Source organism: Arthrobacter sp. NPDC057259 (genome assembly GCF_042668995.1).
GTDB lineage: Bacteria > Actinomycetota > Actinomycetes > Actinomycetales > Micrococcaceae > Arthrobacter.
In genome coordinates this window covers 637,400-653,384 of the sequence record NZ_JBHUYA010000001.1, presented here as the reverse complement: position 1 = coordinate 653,384, position 15,985 = coordinate 637,400, and the positions used below count along the sequence as shown (strand labels likewise).

The window sequence follows — 15,985 nt, the reverse complement described above, 5'->3', positions numbered from 1 at the left end:
TCGGGATTTGGACGGGTTTCCCGCGTAGCTGAATTCGAGCCGCTTCCCGACCGGCCGGGGCGGGGGCCACGGCCGCCGGGGCGGGGACCGGCGCGCCGCCACGGTATGATGGTCGGAGGCTCCGGAAGGGGCGCTATTCGGCCTGCGCGCCGCGCGGTTCCCGGCGGGAACCGAGCCCCGCCCGGGCACCGTCGGCCGGCGTCCGGTCCGTGGCTTTTCCTTAGGTCCGGTACCCTGCGGGCCTGGCCGACTGATCCAGCAGACAGAACAGCAGACAGAACAGAGTGACTGCCACCGTGAGCACAACAGAAACGCCGTTGAGCGTCCCCCAGGCCCGGATCGGCTTCCGCCGCAAGGCCAAGGCCTACCTGGCACTCACGAAACCGCGGGTCATCGAGCTCCTGCTGGTCAGCACCCTCCCCACCATGATTTACGCCGAGCGCGGCTTCCCGTCGCTGGGCCTGATCCTGGCAACCCTGGTGGGCGGCGCCTTCGCCGCCGGCAGCGCAGGGTCCTTCAACTGCTACATCGACCGGGACATCGACAAGCTGATGCACCGGACCGAGAACCGCCCGCTGGTCACCGGCGAGGTGACGCCCCGCGAGGCGCTGGTCTTCTCGTGGCTGCTGGGTGCCGCCGCGATCGTGATCCTCTGGTTCGGCGCGAACCCGCTCTCCGCCTGGCTGGGCCTGGGCGCCATCGTCTTCTACGTGGTGATCTACACCATGATCCTCAAGCGCCGGACCGCGCAGAACATCGTCTGGGGCGGGGCCGCCGGCTGCTTCCCCGTGCTGATCGCCTGGGCCGCGGTGACGAACACCGTTCAGTGGCCCGCCGTCGTGCTGTTCATGGTGATCTTCCTCTGGACCCCGCCGCACTACTGGCCCCTGTCCATGCGCTACGGCGAGGACTACCGCAACGCCAATGTCCCCATGCTCGGCGCGATCGCCGGCGCCCGCGTGGTCTCCGTCCAGGTGGTCCTCTACGCCTGGGCCATGGTGGCCTGCTCGCTGCTCCTGATCCCGGTCGGCGGCGCCGGCTGGGTCTACACCATCACCGCCGTCGCCGCGGGCGCCTGGTTCCTCTACGAGTCGCACGCCCTCTACGCCCGCGCCCAGGGTGGGGACGTGTCCAACAAGGGCGCCATGAAGGTCTTCCACGGCTCCATCAGCTACCTGACCCTGCTCTTCATCGCCCTCGCCGTTGACCCGTTCGTGGGTTCCGCGCTCGTCGGTTAGGACTCCCGGGTAGGGACCCCGCCTGGGATTGACCGGCAAGGACACTCCGGCCAGGACACTCCGACTGGGAGACCTCCGCTAGGCCTCTTCGGAGGCCGCCGGTTCCGGTTCCCGGCGTGCCCTGCGGGAGCGCCGCAGGTGCCAGACGACCAGGCCGACAATGCCCAGCACCACGATGACTGCGGTGATGTCCTGCCCGGCAGCCTTGGCGACGGCGTCGTAGGAATTGCCCGCGAAGAAGCCCAGCAGCACGAATCCGGTGCCCCAGACCAGGCCGCCGGCGGCGTTGAAGGCCAGGAACCGGGGGTAGTGCATCCGCGAGGCCCCGGCCAGCGCGGGCATCACGGCGCGGAAGAAGGCCACGAACCGGCCCAGGAACACCGCCGAGCCGCCGCGCCGGCGCAGGAACGCCTGGGCTTTGGCCAGGCCGCGGCGGCGCCGCTTCATGATCCGGATGTCCAGCAGCCGCGGTCCCACGTGCTTGCCGATCTCGTAGCCCACGGTGTCCCCGGCGATCGCGGCGGCGACCACGACGGCGGCCATGCCCCAGAGCGGAACCTCGCCGCGGCTGGAGATGACGCCGCCGAGGACCGCCGCGGTCTCACCCGGGATGACGAAGCCCACGAAGATGGCGTCCTCGGCAAAGACCAGGCACGCCACGATGGTGAAGGCCAGTGCCGGGCTGATGTTCAGGATTCCCTCGACAACCGCGCCCACATTCCCTGCCCTCCTCCGCCGTGATTCCGGCGATTACAGGGTCAGGTTACCGGGTCAGGCCCGGGGGCTGCTGTGAGCCAGGTCCGCGGCGTTGGTGGAGGCGGCCATCAGCAGGGCGGCGCCAAGCATGTGCGCGGCCACCAGGAGCGCGGGGATGCCGTTGTAGTACTGCGTGAAGCCGATGACCGCCTGCAGGACCGTGACGCCCAGGAGCAGGAACGCGGCGGTCCGGAACGGTCCGGTGATCCGGCCGTGGAGCACCAGGTAGACGCCAAACAGGGCGCCGGCGGTGACCAGGTAGGCCGGGACGGCGTGGATGTGGGAGACGAAGTCCCAGTCGAGGTTGTTGCGCGGGGCGTCGGCGTCGCCGGCGTGCGGTCCGGCACCGGTCACCACGACGCCGAGGCAGACGGCGACGGCGGAGAACAGGGCGGCGGCGGTCAGCACCGGCCGCGCGGCGCCCGGCAGGGCCGAGAGGGTGCGGTTGCGGGCCCGGCCGGTCCGGCCGTAGGCGCGGTTGACCAGCAGGGTCGCGAGGACCACCAGGGCCATCGAGACCAGGAAGTGCAGGCCCACCACCCAGGGGTTCAGGCGGGTCAGGACGGTGATGCCGCCGATGATGGCCTGCGCGGGGATGCTGGCCAGCAGGCCCAGGGCCAGCAGGAACAGGTCGCGGCGCTCCTTGCGGAGGTTCCACAGGTAGACCAGCATGGCGACGGCCACGGCGGCGAGGGCGAAGGTCAGGAGCCGGTTGCCGAACTCGATGAAGCCGTGGATTCCCATCTCCGGGGTGTTGACCAGGGAGTCGCTGGTGCAGCGCGGCCAGGTGGGGCAGCCGAGGCCGGAGGCTGTGAGGCGGACGGCGCCGCCGGTGACCACCAGGACGGTCTGGCCGATCAGCGACAGCAGCGCCAGCCGGCGGATCGCCGGGTTGACGGTGGTGGGCAGCCGGGAGGACATCCGGGACAGGATCCGGGCGGGGCGGGATACCGTGCTCACATCATTCTCAATTCCACTTGAACCAACGGGCCGCCGCGGCGCCGGCGAGGGCCGTCCACAGCAGCAGGATAAGGACGGCAAAACCATTGACGGTGCCGGTCAGGAGCGCGTCGCGCAGCGCCTGGCCCAGCGCGCCGGAGGGCAGGAAGTGCACCACCGCCTGGGCCAGGGCGGGGAGCCGTTCGGCGGGCAGGACGATGCCGCCGAGCGCGCCGAGGAGGATCCAGAGCAGGTTGGTGATGGCCAGCGTGGCCTCCGGCCGCACCGTTCCGGCCACCAGCAGGCCGAGGGAGGTGAACGCGGCGGCGCCCAGGACCAGCAGGAGCAGGGCGGGCAGCAGTCCGGCGGCTTCGGGACGCCAGCCCATCGGCAGGGCGACGGCGGTGACCACGAGTACCTGGACCACCAGCACGGCCAGGACGGCCAGGATCTTGCCGACGATCAGGCCGGTGCGGCCCAGGGGTGTGCTGGAGAGGAAGCGGAGCACCCCGTACCGGCGGTCGAAGCCGGTGGCAATGCCCTGCCCGGTGAATGCCGTCGACATGGCGCACAGGGCCAGGATGCCGGGCACGGCGATGTTGACCCGGCTGTGGCCGAGGCCGTCCAGCAGGGGAGTGACGGCCAGGCCGATCAGGGCCATCAGGGGCAGGATGACGGCCAGGATCAGCTGTTCGCCGTTGCGCAGCATGGTGACCGTCTCGTAGCGGCCCTGCAACAGGATGCGGCGGACCAGCGGCGCGGGTTCGCTGCCCAGCGGGGCGGGCGCGGCGGCGGCCTGCGGTGCGGGGGCGGAGCTCATCGGGTCTCCCTTCCGGAGATGTCGAGGAACACGTCCTCCAGGCTGCGGGCGGCCAGGCTCATCGAGGCCGGCATGATGCCGCGGGCCGCCCACCAGGCGGTGACGGCGGCCAGGTCGGCCGGGGTCAGGGCGCCGGAGACGCTGTAGCTGCCGGCCCGGGTCTCGCGGACGTCGACGGCGGCGGGCAGCACCCCGGTCAGGTCCAGCCCGGGCTCGGCCTCGAAGAGCAGGGTGCGGACGTTGCCGCCGGGGGCGTCGGGGGTCAGTTCGTGGCGCAGCAGCTGGGCGACGGTGCCCTCGGCGACGTTGCGGCCGTTGTCGATGATGTAGACGTAGTCGGCCAGCCGCTGCGCGTCGTCCATCAGGTGGGTGGTGAGGATGATGGCCATGCCGCTGTCGCGGAGTTCGCCGATCAGGTCGAAAACCAGCTGGCGGGACTGGGGGTCCAGGCCCGCGCTGGGCTCGTCGAGGAACAGGACCTCGGGCCGGCCGGCCAGGGCGGCGGCGAGGGCCAGCCGCTGCTTCTGCCCGCCGGAGAGGCGCCGCACGCCGGTACGGCTGAAGCTGTCGATGCCCAGCCGGGCGACCAGGTCCTCAACCGGCCACGGATCCTTGTACATGCCCGCGATGTGGTGGAGCAGGGGGATGGGACGGGCCGACGGCGGGAGGCCGCCGTCCTGGAGCATCACCCCCACCCGGGAGCGCAGCTCGGCGCCCGCGGTGTCCGGGTCCTGTCCCAGCAGGCTGATGCTGCCCCCGGTGCGCTTCCGCATCCCCTGGGCGCACTCGAGGGTGGTGGTCTTGCCCGCACCGTTGGCGCCCAGCAGGGCCGTCACCTGGCCGCGCTCGGCCACCAGGGACACGTCGCTGACCACCCGCAGCATCTTGCCGTCCAGGCTGGGGACGGGGCCAACATCCTTGATGAGACCCTGAATGGCCAGGGCGGGGGATTCGGGAGATCGCACCGGAACATTCTACGGGATGTAGTAGGGCGCGAAGCTGGGAGCGGGCCGGGCCCGGGTGCGGAGGTTCCCGCCGCCGGCCTCCGCCGCCGGGGAAGCCATGCCTTACTGGAACGCCGGACTAAATTACGACATGATTGTGTTGTGTATTCCATGAGTTCTGTGACTGCTTCCGCCGCGCCTCCCGCGCGTGGGGATCAGGCGCGCCCGGGCCCCGGGCCGCGGGAGACTCCAGCGCCGCCGGTCACCGCCGCGGACGCCGAGGAGCGCACCCGGGACCGCGTGCTGAGCGCGGTGCTGGAACACGGCCCGATCAGTGCCGCCGAGCTCGGCGAACTGCTGGGCTTCACCCCGGCCGCCGTCCGCCGGCACCTGGACCACCTGTCCCGCCGCGGTGTCATCGAAGTCAAGCGCGTCGCGCGCGCGGGCGCCGGAGCCGGCCGTCCCGCCCGCCGCTACGTGCTGAGCTCCCAGGGCCAGTCCAGCCTCGGCAACGACTACCTGGACATCGCGGCCTCCGCCCTGCGCCGCCTCGGCGCGGCCGCCGGGGACGACGCCGTCCGGGAGTTCGCCGTCGAACGCTTCGAGGCAATGGAGCGCCGCTACGCCCCCGCGGTCGAGGCCGCGGGCAGCGACATCACCGCCCGCGCCCAGGCACTCTCCGACGCCCTGAGCCGGGACGGCTTCGTCGCCTCCGCCCAGTCGATCGAGGCCAAGGCGCCCCTGCCGGCGGCGCTCTCCAGCGTGCAGCTGTGCCAGGGACACTGCCCGATCCAGCAGCTCGCCGCCCAGTTCCCCGTGTTCTGCGACGTGGAGACCGAGGTGTTCTCCCGGCTGGTCGGCGTCGATGTCCGGCGGCTGTCCACCCTGGCGCGCGGCGGCCACGTCTGCACCACCCACATACCTACGGGCCGTCCGGCCAGCGTCGGGACCGCCGGTCCCGACGCTCCGGGCAACCCGGACGAAGTATCCAACCATCTGCAAGAAAGGCCGTGATGACGGACCAACTATCAGAGAAGAAGGTTGCTGAATCCACTGTGATCTCGGAGATTCTGGAAAAGAACCCCGAGCTGCACGGAATTGGCACCTACGAGTACGGCTGGGCCGACAAGAACGACGTCGGCGCCAACGCCCGCCGTGGCATCGACGAGGAGGTCGTCCGCGACATCTCGGCCAAGAAGAACGAGCCCGAATGGATGCTCGACCTTCGCCTCAAGGGCCTGAAGTACTTCGACCGCAAGCCCATGCCCACCTGGGGCGCTGACCTCTCCGGCATCGACTTCGACAACATCAAGTACTTCGTGCGGTCCACCGAGAAGCAGGCCGCCAGCTGGGAAGACCTGCCCGAAGACATCCGGAACACCTACGAGAAGCTGGGCATCCCGGAAGCCGAGCGCAGCCGCCTGGTCTCCGGCGTCGCCGCCCAGTACGAGTCCGAGGTGGTCTACCACCAGATCCGCGAGGACCTCGAGGCCCAGGGCGTCATCTTCTTGGACACCGACACCGCCCTGCGTGAGCACCCGGAGATCTTCCAGGAGTACTTCGGCACCATCATCCCGGTGGGCGACAACAAGTTCGCCTCGCTGAACACGGCCGTCTGGTCCGGTGGTTCCTTCGTGTACGTGCCCAAGGGCGTCCACGTGGACATCCCGCTGCAGGCCTACTTCCGGATCAACACCGAGAACATGGGCCAGTTCGAGCGGACCCTGATCATCGCCGACGAGGACTCCTACGTCCACTACATCGAAGGCTGCACCGCCCCGATCTACACCTCGGACTCGCTGCACTCGGCCGTCGTCGAGATCGTCGTGAAGAAGGGCGCCCGCGTCCGCTACACGACCATCCAGAACTGGTCCAACAACGTGTACAACCTGGTCACCAAGCGCGCCATCTGCGAGGAGGGCGCCACCATGGAGTGGGTCGACGGCAACATCGGCTCCAAGGTCACCATGAAGTACCCGGCCGTCTACCTGGTCGGCGAGGGCGCCAAGGGCGAGACCCTCTCCATCGCGTTTGCCGGCGAGGGCCAGCACCAGGACACCGGCTCCAAGATGGTCCACATCGCGCCGAACACCAAGAGCTCGATCATCTCCAAGTCCGTGGCCCGCGGCGGCGGCCGTGCCGCCTACCGCGGCCTGGTCCAGGTCCGCGAGGGCGCCAAGCACTCGGCCAACACCGTGCGCTGTGACGCCCTGCTGGTGGACACCATCAGCCGCTCCGACACCTACCCCTACATCGACATCCGCGAGGACGACGTCGTGATGGGGCACGAGGCGACCGTCTCCCGCGTCAGCGAAGAGCAGCTCTTCTACCTGATGTCCCGCGGCATGCGCGAGGACGAGGCCATGGCCATGATCGTGCGCGGCTTCATCGAGCCGATCGCCCGCGAGCTTCCCATGGAGTACGCGCTGGAGCTGAACCGCCTGATTGAACTGCAGATGGAAGGATCGGTCGGTTAATGACTGACATCACTACTGAAAAGGCCCGCATCGGCGCGCCCTCGACCCAGCCGCTGATCGACGGCTTCACCGAGGAGGGCGAAAACCTCTCCCCGCTGAACACCGTCGATTCCAAGGCGCCGCTGGGCGGGGACGCCGTCAAGGCCCACTCGCACGGCGGCGGCGTCGGCGTCCCGGACAGCTCGCGCGCCGGCCGCCTGACCTCCTACGCCCTGGCGGACTTCAAGCCGCTGACCGGCATGGAGGAGGACTGGCGGTTCACCCCGCTCAAGCGCCTCCGCGGCCTGCACACCGAGGTCCTGAACGGCGCGGCCCCGACCGTTACCGTCACCGCACCGGACAGCGTCCGGGTTGAGTCCGTGGACCGCGGCGATGCCCGCATCGGCTCCGCCGCGATCCCGGAGGACCGGGTCTCCGCCAACGCCTGGGAGAACTCCGCCGGCGCGACCGCCGTCACCATCCCGGCCGAGGTCCAGGCCGAGGGCGAGATTACCCTCGTGCTCACCGGCCAGGGCGACGCCCCGGCCGCGCAGCACATCGTCATCACCGCGGAGAAGTTCTCCAAGGCCGTCGTCGTCCTGGACCACCAGGGGAGCGCCGTCGTCTCCGAGAACGTCGAAATCCTGGTTGAGGACGGCGCCGAACTGACCGTCATCTCGCTGCAGGAATGGTCGGACGACTCCGTCCACGCCTCCTCCCAGCAGGCCAAACTCGGCCGCGACGCCAAGTTCAAGCACATCGTCGTCAGCCTCGGCGGCGACCTGGTCCGCGTCACGCCGTCGGCCCGCTTCACCGCCCCCGGCGCCGAAGCCGAAATGTACGGCCTGTACTTCGCCGACGCCGGCCAGCACCTGGAGCAGCGGCTCTTCGTCGACCACGCCGTCGCCAACTGCAAGTCCAACGTGCTCTACAAGGGCGCGCTGCAGGGCAAGAACGCGCACACCGTCTGGGTGGGTGACGTCCTGATCCGCAAGGAAGCCGAAGGCACCGACACGTACGAGGCCAACCGCAACCTGGTCCTCACCGACGGCGCCCGCGCCGACTCCGTGCCGAACCTGGAAATCGAGACCGGCCTGATCGCCGGCGCCGGCCACGCCAGCGCCACCGGCCGTTTCGACGACGAGCACCTGTTCTACCTGATGGCCCGCGGCATTCCGGAGAAGGTGGCCCGCCGTCTGGTGGTCCGCGGCTTCCTGAACGAGATCATCCAGCAGATCAAGGTCCCCGCCATTGAGGAACGCCTCACGGCCGCCGTCGAGCGCGAGCTCGCCGCGACGGACAACTAAGGCGCGTCAGCGGCGGACACGGAACAGGACGGACACATGACGGAACAGCCCAAGGGCGAGCTGGTATGCACTGCCAGCGAGATCCAGGTCAAGCAGGCCCTGCGGATCCTGATCGACGACTACCCGGTAGCCGTGGTCAAGGACTCGATGGGGGAGATCCACGCGATCGGGGACACCTGCTCGCACGCGGACATCTCCCTCTCCGAGGGCGAGGTGGAAGGGTGCGCGATCGAGTGCTGGGGCCACGGCTCCCAGTTCGACCTGCGCTCCGGCCAGCCGCTACAGCTGCCCGCCTATGACCCGGTGCCCGTCTTCGCCGTCACGATCGCTGACGGCAACGTCTACGTTGACGTCAGCACCATGCTCAACGGCGCCGAGGCGCCCAACGCCGGCTGACCGCCGCCCCACCGCAGTCCATCGCACCGCACCCGGCAAGTACCCACACTTTTTCGACGAGAACCATCCGGCCGCAGAGGCAGCCGGACAGAGGAGAACACGACACATGTCCACTCTTGAGATCAAGGACCTGCACGTCAGCATTGACACCGAGCAGGGCACCAAGGAAATCCTGAAGGGCGTCAGCCTGACCATCCGGACCGGCGAGATCCACGCCATCATGGGCCCCAACGGCTCCGGCAAGTCCACCCTGGCCTCCACCATCGCCGGCCACCCGCGCTACAACGTCACCAGCGGCTCCATCACCCTCGACGGCGAAGACGTCTTGGAGATGAGCGTCGACGAGCGCGCCCGCGCCGGCCTCTTCCTGGCCATGCAGTACCCGGTGGAGGTCCCCGGCGTGAGCATGACCAACTTCCTGCGCACCGCCAAGACCGCCATCGACGGCGAGGCTCCCAAGCTCCGCACCTGGACCAAGGACGTCAAGGCCGCCATGGAGCAGTTGCGTATCGACGCCGACTTCACCCAGCGCAACGTCAACGAGGGCTTCTCCGGCGGTGAGAAGAAGCGGGTGGAGATCCTCCAGCTCGAGCTCTTCAAGCCGAAGTTCGCCATCCTCGACGAGACCGACTCCGGCCTGGACGTCGACGCCCTGAAGGTCGTCTCCGAGGGCGTCAACCGCGCCCAGTCCGGCGGCAACATGGGCACCCTGCTGATCACCCACTACACCCGGATCCTGCGCTACATCAAGCCGGAATTCGTGCACGTGTTCGTCGACGGCAAGGTCGTCGAGGAGGGCGGCCCGGAGCTGGCCGACCGCCTCGAAGAAGAAGGCTACGACCGCTACGTCCAGGGTGCCGGAGCCGCAACCATCGCTGCCGACGCGGCAGCTCAGGCCTAGTAAGGACTACGCCATGACCGAAACGAATACGGCCCGCACGGGCCTCGAGGACGTCGAGGAGGCGCTCAAGGACGTGATCGACCCCGAACTCGGGGTTAACATCGTGGACCTTGGCCTGCTCTACGGTCTGAAGTACTCCGACGACGACGGCGCCCTGCTGATCGACATGACGCTGACGACGGCCGCGTGCCCACTCACCGACGTGATCGAGGAGCAGGTCGGCCAGGCCCTCGACGGGATCGTCGACGACTGGCGGCTGAACTGGGTCTGGATGCCGCCGTGGGGTCCTGAACGGATCACCGAGGACGGCCGCGACCAGATGCGCGCCCTCGGGTTCAACATCTAGGTCCGTCCCCACCGCCTCCGGGCAACGGCTTAACCACGACGGCGGCCGCCCACCTTCACTGCGAAGGTGTGCGACCGCCGTCGGCGTTTAAGTCAGCGCTCGAGTGAGCGCAACAGCCTAGGGGGCGGCGACCTTGAAGGTGTCGCACTGGTTGATGTCGCCGGTGGTGTAGCCCTGGTAGAACCACTTCTGCCGCTGGGCGCTGGAGCCGTGCGTCCAGCTCTCCGGGGAGACCCGGCCGGTGGCGGCCTTCTGGATCCGGTCATCGCCCACGGCGGAGGCCGCGGACAGCGCGTCCTGCAGGTCCTTGTCCGTGACGGCCGCAAGGAACGGCTGGCCGGACGCGGGATCCTTGGCTGTGGTGGCGTGCTTGACCCAGAGACCGGCATAGCAGTCGGCCTGCAGCTCCACACGGACGCCGCCGGACTCGGGTCCCTGCGGGTCCTGCTGCGCCTTGTCGATGGTTCCCAGCAGGTTCTGGATGTGGTGGCCGAACTCGTGCGCGACCACATACTCCTGCGCCAGGGGACCGCCGGAGGAACCGAACCGGTCCACGAGCTCTTGGAAGAAGCCTGGGTCGAAGTAGGCGGTGCGGTCCACCGGGCAGTAAAACGGGCCGACGTCGGACGTGGCGTTGCCGCAGCCGGTGCTGGTCGCGTTCTCGAAGATCACGGTGTTGGGCCGCGGATACTGCTTGCCGTACTGGGCCAGGTACTCCGGCCAGAAAGCGTTGAGGCTGTTGACCGTGCCGTTGATCCGGCAGTCCAGCCGGGCGTTGGCGTCGGCGCCGGTCTTGCAGGCGGGGGCCGTGCCTTGGCTCTGCGTCTGATCCTGGGCGCCGGAGGTCAGACCGCCGAGGACGTTCGGATTGATGCCGAAGAGCAGGGCCAGCAGCAGGACGACGCCGCCACCGATCCCGCCGCCGATCTTGAGTCCGGAGCCGCCGCCGCGGCGGTCCTGCACCTGGGACGGGTCAAGCTGGACGTTGTCATTGAAGCTCATGCAAGTCACAGTAGCCGCTCCCGCCCGCGTGGGGGTGCCGTCCCGGTAAAGTTGCCCCGATGCCTTTTCTCGACCGACTCCAGCGCTGGGCCGACAGCCGCCCCGACGACACCGCCGTCGTCGTCGGCGGCGCGCGGCTGACTTGGGCGCAGCTGCGGGACGGGGCCGCCGGCCTGGTTGCGTCGGCGCCGCCGGTGTCCGTGCTGGCCGAACCCAACTCCACCGCTTTCGTTGCCGCCTTTGCCGCCGCCATTGCGGGGTCCCGCCGCTGCGCCGTCCTCGACGCCACCTGGCCGGAGGCGTTGCGCGTCGCCATCACGGAACGGATCGGGGAGTACGCTGGCGGCCTGCCCGCCGATTCCGTCCATTCCGGCGACCTGGTCGACGGGCCGCCCGACACCCCGTTCCTGATCGGGCTGACCTCCGGCACTACGTCCCTGCCCAAGGCCTTCACCCGGTCCCGCCGATCCTGGCAGGTCTCGTTCGAGTCCTCGATTGAGTTCTTCGGCCTCCGGCCCGGCGACCGGACGCTCGCTCCCGGGACCATGGCGGCCAGCCTGAACCTTTACGCGCTGGCCGAGTGCCTCTACGCCGGCACCGAGTTCCACACCCTGACCGGCTTCGACGTCGGCGACGCCCACGCCGCCATCAGCCACGACGGGATCACCCGGCTGGTCTTGGTCCCCACCATGCTGCGGCTGCTCAGCGAACGCGGCCTGGCCGGCGGCGTTGATGCCTCCGGGCTGCGCAGCATCATCTGCGCCGGCTCGAAGCTGGACGCCCGCACCCTCGAGGCCGCCCGGCGCTGGGCCCCCAACGCCACCATCTTCGAGTACTACGGCGCGGCCGAACTGAGCTTCGTGGCCGGCGGCGGCCTCTGCCCGGGCGGCTCCGCGACGGCCACGCCCGCCGGGACCCTGATCGGCACGCCCTTTCCCGGCGTGGAACTTCGCATCCTGGACGAGGACGGGAACCCGGTCCCGGACGGAACCCCCGGCGACGTCTGCGTACGCAGCGGCATGGTCAGCGACGGCTACCTCTGGGGCGACGACGGCGCCGCCCTCCGGACCGTGAACGGCTGGTACACCGTCGGCGACCAGGGCTACCTCCAGGACGGTGCGCTGCACCTGCTGGGACGCCGGTCCGAGATGATCAACACCGCCGGCACCAACGTCTACCCGCACGAGGTGGAACTGGCCCTCGCCTCAGTTCCCGGTGTCGCCGCCGCCGTCGCGGCCGGACAAACCGACGAGGTCCGCGGGCAGCGGCTGGTGGCGGGCGTCGTTCCGGCCCACGGCGGCCTGTCCGCCACGCAGCTGCGCACCGGGCTGGAGTCACTGCTGCCGCGGAGCAAACGCCCCCTGGACTACTACCTCCTGACCGAGCTGCCGCTCACGGACCGTGGCAAGCCCAGCCGGGCGCTGCTGCTGTCCTGGATTGCCGACGGCGACCCGCGGGCCCGGCGTCTTGGCTGAGCCGCACCCGGCGCTGCCCCCGGAGCGGCAGCCGGTGATCATCGGGGCGCTCCGCACCCCGGTACGCCGTGCCCACGGCGCGTTCGGCCGGCTGGAGGCGCAACAGCTTCTCGCCCCGGTCCTGGGCCGGCTGCTGGCCGACGCCGGCGTCCCCGCCCGGCAGGTCAGCGACGTCGTGATCGGCAACGCCGTGGGCGGCGGCGGGAACGTCGCCCGGCTCGCCGCCCTCGAGGCCGGCCTTCCCGTCGCCGTGCCCGGCCTCACCGTCGACCGCCAGTGCGGCTCCGGCCTGGACGCGATCGTGCTGGCCTCCCGCATGGTCGCCGGCGGGGACGGGACTGAGCTATACCTGGCCGGCGGCGTGGAGAGCATCAGCACCGCGCCGCTGCGCGCCCGCCGCGGCCCGGACGGCGAACCCGTTTTTTACCGCCGCGCCCGGTTCGCGCCGGAGCGGTTCGGCGACCCTGACATGGGCGCCGCCGCCGAGAACGTGGCGGAGGCCTGCGGCATCGGCCGGGAACGGCAGGACGAGTTAGCGCTCCGCAGCCACCGCCGGGCCCTGACCGCCGCCGCGGCGGGTGCCTTCGACGCCGAAACCGTCCCCGTGGACCTGGTGCCGCACGGCGGGACCGGCACGGTGACCCACGACGACGGCCCGCGCGCCTCCCTGACGCCGGCCATCCTCGCCCGTTTCCCTGCCGCCTTCGTCCGCGGCGGCACGGTCACGGCCGGGAACTCCTGCTTCGACGCGGACGCCGCGTCCGCCGTCGTGGTCACCTCCCTGGCCCACGCCCGTGAGGTGGGCGCCCGCGACGGGCTGCTGGTGCTCGGCACGGATACGGCGGGGGTGGACCCACGGCTCCTGGGCCTGGGCGCCGCCGACGCCGGGGCCCGGCTGCTGGATCGGACCGGAACCACAGCGGACGCGGTGGACCTGGTGGAGTTCAACGAGGCCTTCGCGTCCCAGACCCTGGCCTGCCTGGACCGGCTGGGCATCGACGCGGACCGCGCCAACCGGGACGGGGGAGCACTGGCGCTGGGCCACGCCTACGGAGCCTCGGGGGCCGTGCTCGTGACCCGGCTGCTCGCCCAGGCGCGGCGCGCCGGCACAGACGATCAAGTGGCCCTGGCGATGATCAGCATCGCCGGCGGCATGGGCACCGCGGCGCTGTTCCGGTACCGGAGGCTCGCCTAGCCGGCGTCGGCGTCGCCCAGGCCGCGGGCCGCCAGCGCCTCACCGGTCTGCCGGGCGAAGGCAACCGTGGTGATGAAGACCGGCAGGACCAGGGCCCGGGGATTGCGCTCCAGGCCGCGGGCCCGGGCGGAGTCCCGGACGTCGGCGAACGCCCCGGCGATGAAGGGGATGCTGCGCACCATGATGGCGATGGTCAGGGCGAAGCGCTCCGGATCCGCGCCGAACCGTTCCAACGGCCGGGCGAGGGAGGCGGCGCCGTCCAGCAGCTCCCGCACCGGGGTCGTGGCCGTCACGATCGAGGCCGCCACCACGCAGACCAGCACGTTCAGCACGATCCGCGCCGCGGTGGGGCCGCCCAGCTGCCACCACTGGAACGCGCCCACCAGCGCCAGTATGGGCAGCACCGGCCGGACCGCCGTCGCCAGCCGCCGGATTCCGGCACCGCTGGCCAGGAAGACGGCGGACAGCAGGGCAAGGGCCGCCGCGGACACGGCCCAGTCGGAGACCAGCCAGGACCCCGCGCCGCAGAGCAGCACCAGCAGGAACTTCGCCCACAACGGGGCACGGTGCACCATGGAGCGGCCGGGAACGTAGCCGGCAAGGAGGAAACCGTGGCCCCTCACGGCCGCGCCGGCATCCCGCACAGGGCGCGGTAGCAGGCCACTGCCTCCGGCGCCGCACCGTCGAAGACGACCGTCCCGGCGTCGATCACCAGCACGCGGTCCATGTCCGCGGCGATCTCCAGGTCGTGGGTGGAGAGGACCACCTGCTGCCCGAGCCCGGCCAGGGTGGTGCGCAGCAGCTCACGGTTCCGCAGATCCAGCAGCGTGGACGGCTCGTCCAGCACCAGGACCTCCGGCTCCACGGCCAGCACGGCGGCCAGAGCCGCGAGTTGCCGCTCCCCGCCGGAGAGTTCGTAAACGCTCTGGTCCGCCATGCCCAGCAGGCCGAACCGGTCCAGCACGGCCTCGGCCCGGGCACGCCGTTCCACGCCGTTGCGCACCAGGCGGCGCAGCGAAAGTTCCACGTCCTCCCGCGGTGTGGGCATCACCAGCTGGGAGAGCGGGTCGGTGAAGACGAATCCCACCCGGCGGCGCACCGCCCGCACATCCCTGCCTGTATCTAGGCCACCCACGGTGACCCGGCCCGCGGTGGGAAGCACCAGGCCGTTGAGCAGCCGCAGCAGGGAAGACTTCCCCGACCCGTTGGCGCCGATGATCCCGATCCGGTGCTCGGCCAGGGTCAGCGCGGGCAAGTCCAGCAGGGTCTTCGGTTCGGCCCGGCCGTCCACGTCAATCCGGACCGCGGGACGGTCCAGGATGATGCTCACGGCCGGGCGGTGCCGCGACGCACCCGGCGCAGCAGCAGGTCCGGGAATGCCCGGTGCAGGGCCAGGGCGATAATCACGGCGAGGACGTTCTTGATGATGTCCCCGGGGTAGAACGGCAGGTCGGCCAGGAACGCGGCCGTCAGGCTCAGCTTGGCGTTGACCATCATGCCCAGGATGCCCAGGCCGTGGATGAAGACGATGCTGGCTGCCATAGCGGCGCAGAACAGCAGCACCGGGCGCAGTGTGCCGCGGCGGCCCGCACCCGCTACCGCGGAGGTCCGGCGGAGGACGACGGCGGTCAGGGCGCCGACGGCGGTGGCGCCCAGCAGGAAGCCGATGATGTAGCCGCCGGAGGGACCGGCCAGCACGCCCAGGCCGGCGCGGCCGCCGCTGAAGATGGGCAGGCCTGCGAAGCCCAGCAGCAGGTAGAGGCCGACGGCGGCGAACGCCCGGGCCGGCCCCAGGGCCAGTCCGGTGAGGATGACCGCCAGCGTCTGCAGGGTGATGGGCACGCCGAGGCCGCCCACCGGGATGGCCGCGACCAGGGCGGATCCCGCCACCAGGGCGGCGAAGACGGCCACCAGGGCCAGGTCGGTGGCGTCCCAGCGGCGGCGCGGGGCGGATGCCGGGGCGGTTGCCGGGGTGCCGTCCTCGGTGGTTGCCTGCGCGCGAGCAGAGGGCGCGGCGGGGGTGCCGGTCGTTGCGGAGGTGTTCTCGGTGCTGGCCATGCTGTGTCCTGTTCGTCACGGAATTCGGGTCCTGACTCCGACGGTACGTCCTGCGTGCTGGCCCGTTTTTGTAGCCCCTCCACTAGTGGCGGGGCCACCCGATGGGGGACTCCACCAAAAGTGGCCGACCCGGCCGCCCACCGCCCCGATGC

The 15,985-nt window shown here is 70.6% G+C and carries 17 protein-coding genes; 9 read left to right on the top strand and 8 right to left on the bottom strand.

What is annotated here, in order from left to right:
- Positions 1-284: 284 nt before the first annotated feature.
- Positions 285-1,238 (top strand): heme o synthase, encoded by a 954-nt coding sequence (locus ACFUCU_RS03140; RefSeq protein WP_290257911.1) that lies wholly within the window; start codon positions 285-287, stop codon positions 1,236-1,238.
- A 78-nt stretch (positions 1,239-1,316) separates the two neighbouring features.
- On the opposite strand, the gene ACFUCU_RS03135 is transcribed toward ACFUCU_RS03140, so the two are convergent.
- From ACFUCU_RS03135 to ACFUCU_RS03120, 4 genes are read right to left on the bottom strand one after another with little or no spacing between them, the layout of a single operon-like run.
- Entirely contained in the window at positions 1,317-1,955 is a 639-nt protein-coding gene (locus ACFUCU_RS03135; protein ID WP_290257910.1) for a DedA family protein, read from the bottom strand.
- Between the two features lie 54 nt (positions 1,956-2,009).
- Positions 2,010-2,954, bottom strand: a complete 945-nt coding sequence (locus tag ACFUCU_RS03130) for a heme A synthase (RefSeq protein WP_377970586.1) — start codon at positions 2,952-2,954, stop codon at positions 2,010-2,012.
- 7 nt (positions 2,955-2,961) lie between these two features.
- The gene (locus tag ACFUCU_RS03125; RefSeq protein ID WP_290257908.1) at positions 2,962-3,753 is read right to left on the bottom strand and encodes an ABC transporter permease; all 792 of its coding nucleotides are present in this window, start codon (positions 3,751-3,753) and stop codon (positions 2,962-2,964) included.
- Positions 3,750-4,718 (bottom strand): ABC transporter ATP-binding protein, encoded by a 969-nt coding sequence (locus ACFUCU_RS03120; protein WP_377970585.1) that lies wholly within the window; start codon positions 4,716-4,718, stop codon positions 3,750-3,752. Before ACFUCU_RS03120 ends, ACFUCU_RS03125 begins: the two co-directional genes overlap by 4 nt.
- A gap of 150 nt (positions 4,719-4,868) precedes the next feature.
- On the opposite strand from ACFUCU_RS03120, the gene ACFUCU_RS03115 reads away from it, so the two are divergent.
- The 6 genes from ACFUCU_RS03115 to ACFUCU_RS03090 all read left to right on the top strand — a co-directional run bounded on the left by ACFUCU_RS03115 (position 4,869) and on the right by ACFUCU_RS03090 (position 10,103).
- The gene (locus tag ACFUCU_RS03115) at positions 4,869-5,711 is read left to right on the top strand and encodes a helix-turn-helix transcriptional regulator (protein ID WP_377970583.1); all 843 of its coding nucleotides are present in this window, start codon (positions 4,869-4,871) and stop codon (positions 5,709-5,711) included.
- On the top strand, positions 5,711-7,174 hold the full coding sequence (sufB, locus tag ACFUCU_RS03110) for a Fe-S cluster assembly protein SufB (protein ID WP_290257905.1): 1,464 nt from the start codon (positions 5,711-5,713) through the stop codon (positions 7,172-7,174). The genes ACFUCU_RS03115 and sufB overlap by 1 nt, the downstream gene beginning before the upstream one ends.
- Positions 7,174-8,460, top strand: a complete 1,287-nt coding sequence (sufD, locus tag ACFUCU_RS03105; protein WP_377970581.1) for a Fe-S cluster assembly protein SufD — start codon at positions 7,174-7,176, stop codon at positions 8,458-8,460. Before sufB ends, sufD begins: the two co-directional genes overlap by 1 nt.
- Before the next feature lie 36 nt (positions 8,461-8,496).
- On the top strand, positions 8,497-8,856 hold the full coding sequence (locus ACFUCU_RS03100) for a non-heme iron oxygenase ferredoxin subunit (protein ID WP_377970579.1): 360 nt from the start codon (positions 8,497-8,499) through the stop codon (positions 8,854-8,856).
- A gap of 106 nt (positions 8,857-8,962) precedes the next feature.
- Positions 8,963-9,757, top strand: a complete 795-nt coding sequence (sufC, locus tag ACFUCU_RS03095; RefSeq protein ID WP_290257902.1) for a Fe-S cluster assembly ATPase SufC — start codon at positions 8,963-8,965, stop codon at positions 9,755-9,757.
- A gap of 13 nt (positions 9,758-9,770) precedes the next feature.
- Positions 9,771-10,103, top strand: coding sequence for a metal-sulfur cluster assembly factor (locus ACFUCU_RS03090; protein WP_290257901.1), 333 nt, complete (start codon positions 9,771-9,773; stop codon positions 10,101-10,103).
- A 117-nt stretch (positions 10,104-10,220) separates the two neighbouring features.
- Here the strand turns inward: ACFUCU_RS03090 and ACFUCU_RS03085 are convergent, their stop codons facing one another.
- On the bottom strand, positions 10,221-11,105 hold the full coding sequence (locus tag ACFUCU_RS03085) for a neutral zinc metallopeptidase (protein WP_377970577.1): 885 nt from the start codon (positions 11,103-11,105) through the stop codon (positions 10,221-10,223).
- A 59-nt stretch (positions 11,106-11,164) separates the two neighbouring features.
- Here ACFUCU_RS03085 and ACFUCU_RS03080 point away from each other — a divergent pair, with 59 nt between their 5' ends.
- Positions 11,165-12,580, top strand: a complete 1,416-nt coding sequence (locus ACFUCU_RS03080; RefSeq protein ID WP_377970576.1) for a class I adenylate-forming enzyme family protein — start codon at positions 11,165-11,167, stop codon at positions 12,578-12,580.
- Positions 12,573-13,775, top strand: a complete 1,203-nt coding sequence (locus ACFUCU_RS03075; RefSeq protein ID WP_377970575.1) for a thiolase family protein — start codon at positions 12,573-12,575, stop codon at positions 13,773-13,775. The genes ACFUCU_RS03080 and ACFUCU_RS03075 overlap by 8 nt, the downstream gene beginning before the upstream one ends.
- Here the strand turns inward: ACFUCU_RS03075 and ACFUCU_RS03070 are convergent.
- The 3 genes from ACFUCU_RS03070 to ACFUCU_RS03060 are packed head-to-tail and all read right to left on the bottom strand — an operon-like array spanning position 13,772 to position 15,833.
- A complete protein-coding gene (locus tag ACFUCU_RS03070; RefSeq protein ID WP_364137400.1) occupies positions 13,772-14,398 on the bottom strand; it encodes an energy-coupling factor transporter transmembrane protein EcfT in 627 nt (208 codons plus the stop codon). The genes ACFUCU_RS03075 and ACFUCU_RS03070 overlap by 4 nt on opposite strands.
- On the bottom strand, positions 14,395-15,105 hold the full coding sequence (locus tag ACFUCU_RS03065) for an energy-coupling factor ABC transporter ATP-binding protein (RefSeq protein WP_377970574.1): 711 nt from the start codon (positions 15,103-15,105) through the stop codon (positions 14,395-14,397). The genes ACFUCU_RS03070 and ACFUCU_RS03065 overlap by 4 nt, the downstream gene beginning before the upstream one ends.
- On the bottom strand, positions 15,102-15,833 hold the full coding sequence (locus ACFUCU_RS03060) for a biotin transporter BioY (RefSeq protein ID WP_377970573.1): 732 nt from the start codon (positions 15,831-15,833) through the stop codon (positions 15,102-15,104). The genes ACFUCU_RS03065 and ACFUCU_RS03060 overlap by 4 nt, the downstream gene beginning before the upstream one ends.
- Positions 15,834-15,985 lie beyond the last annotated feature (152 nt).

What these genes read in the sequence shown, in the direction of transcription:
- sufC (WP_290257902.1), top strand. Translation starts at nt 8,963, where the DNA reads ATGTCCACTCTTGAGATCAAGGACCTGCACGTCAGCATTGACACCGAG.
- ACFUCU_RS03080 (WP_377970576.1), top strand. Translation starts at nt 11,165, where the DNA reads ATGCCTTTTCTCGACCGACTCCAGCGCTGGGCCGACAGCCGCCCCGAC.
- ACFUCU_RS03115 (WP_377970583.1), top strand. Translation starts at nt 4,869, where the DNA reads ATGAGTTCTGTGACTGCTTCCGCCGCGCCTCCCGCGCGTGGGGATCAG.
- sufD (WP_377970581.1), top strand. Translation starts at nt 7,174, where the DNA reads ATGACTGACATCACTACTGAAAAGGCCCGCATCGGCGCGCCCTCGACC.
- ACFUCU_RS03060 (WP_377970573.1), bottom strand. Translation starts at nt 15,833, where the DNA reads ATGGCCAGCACCGAGAACACCTCCGCAACGACCGGCACCCCCGCCGCG.
- ACFUCU_RS03100 (WP_377970579.1), top strand. Translation starts at nt 8,497, where the DNA reads ATGACGGAACAGCCCAAGGGCGAGCTGGTATGCACTGCCAGCGAGATC.
- ACFUCU_RS03125 (WP_290257908.1), bottom strand. Translation starts at nt 3,753, where the DNA reads ATGAGCTCCGCCCCCGCACCGCAGGCCGCCGCCGCGCCCGCCCCGCTG.
- ACFUCU_RS03085 (WP_377970577.1), bottom strand. Translation starts at nt 11,105, where the DNA reads ATGAGCTTCAATGACAACGTCCAGCTTGACCCGTCCCAGGTGCAGGAC.
- ACFUCU_RS03090 (WP_290257901.1), top strand. Translation starts at nt 9,771, where the DNA reads ATGACCGAAACGAATACGGCCCGCACGGGCCTCGAGGACGTCGAGGAG.
- sufB (WP_290257905.1), top strand. Translation starts at nt 5,711, where the DNA reads ATGACGGACCAACTATCAGAGAAGAAGGTTGCTGAATCCACTGTGATC.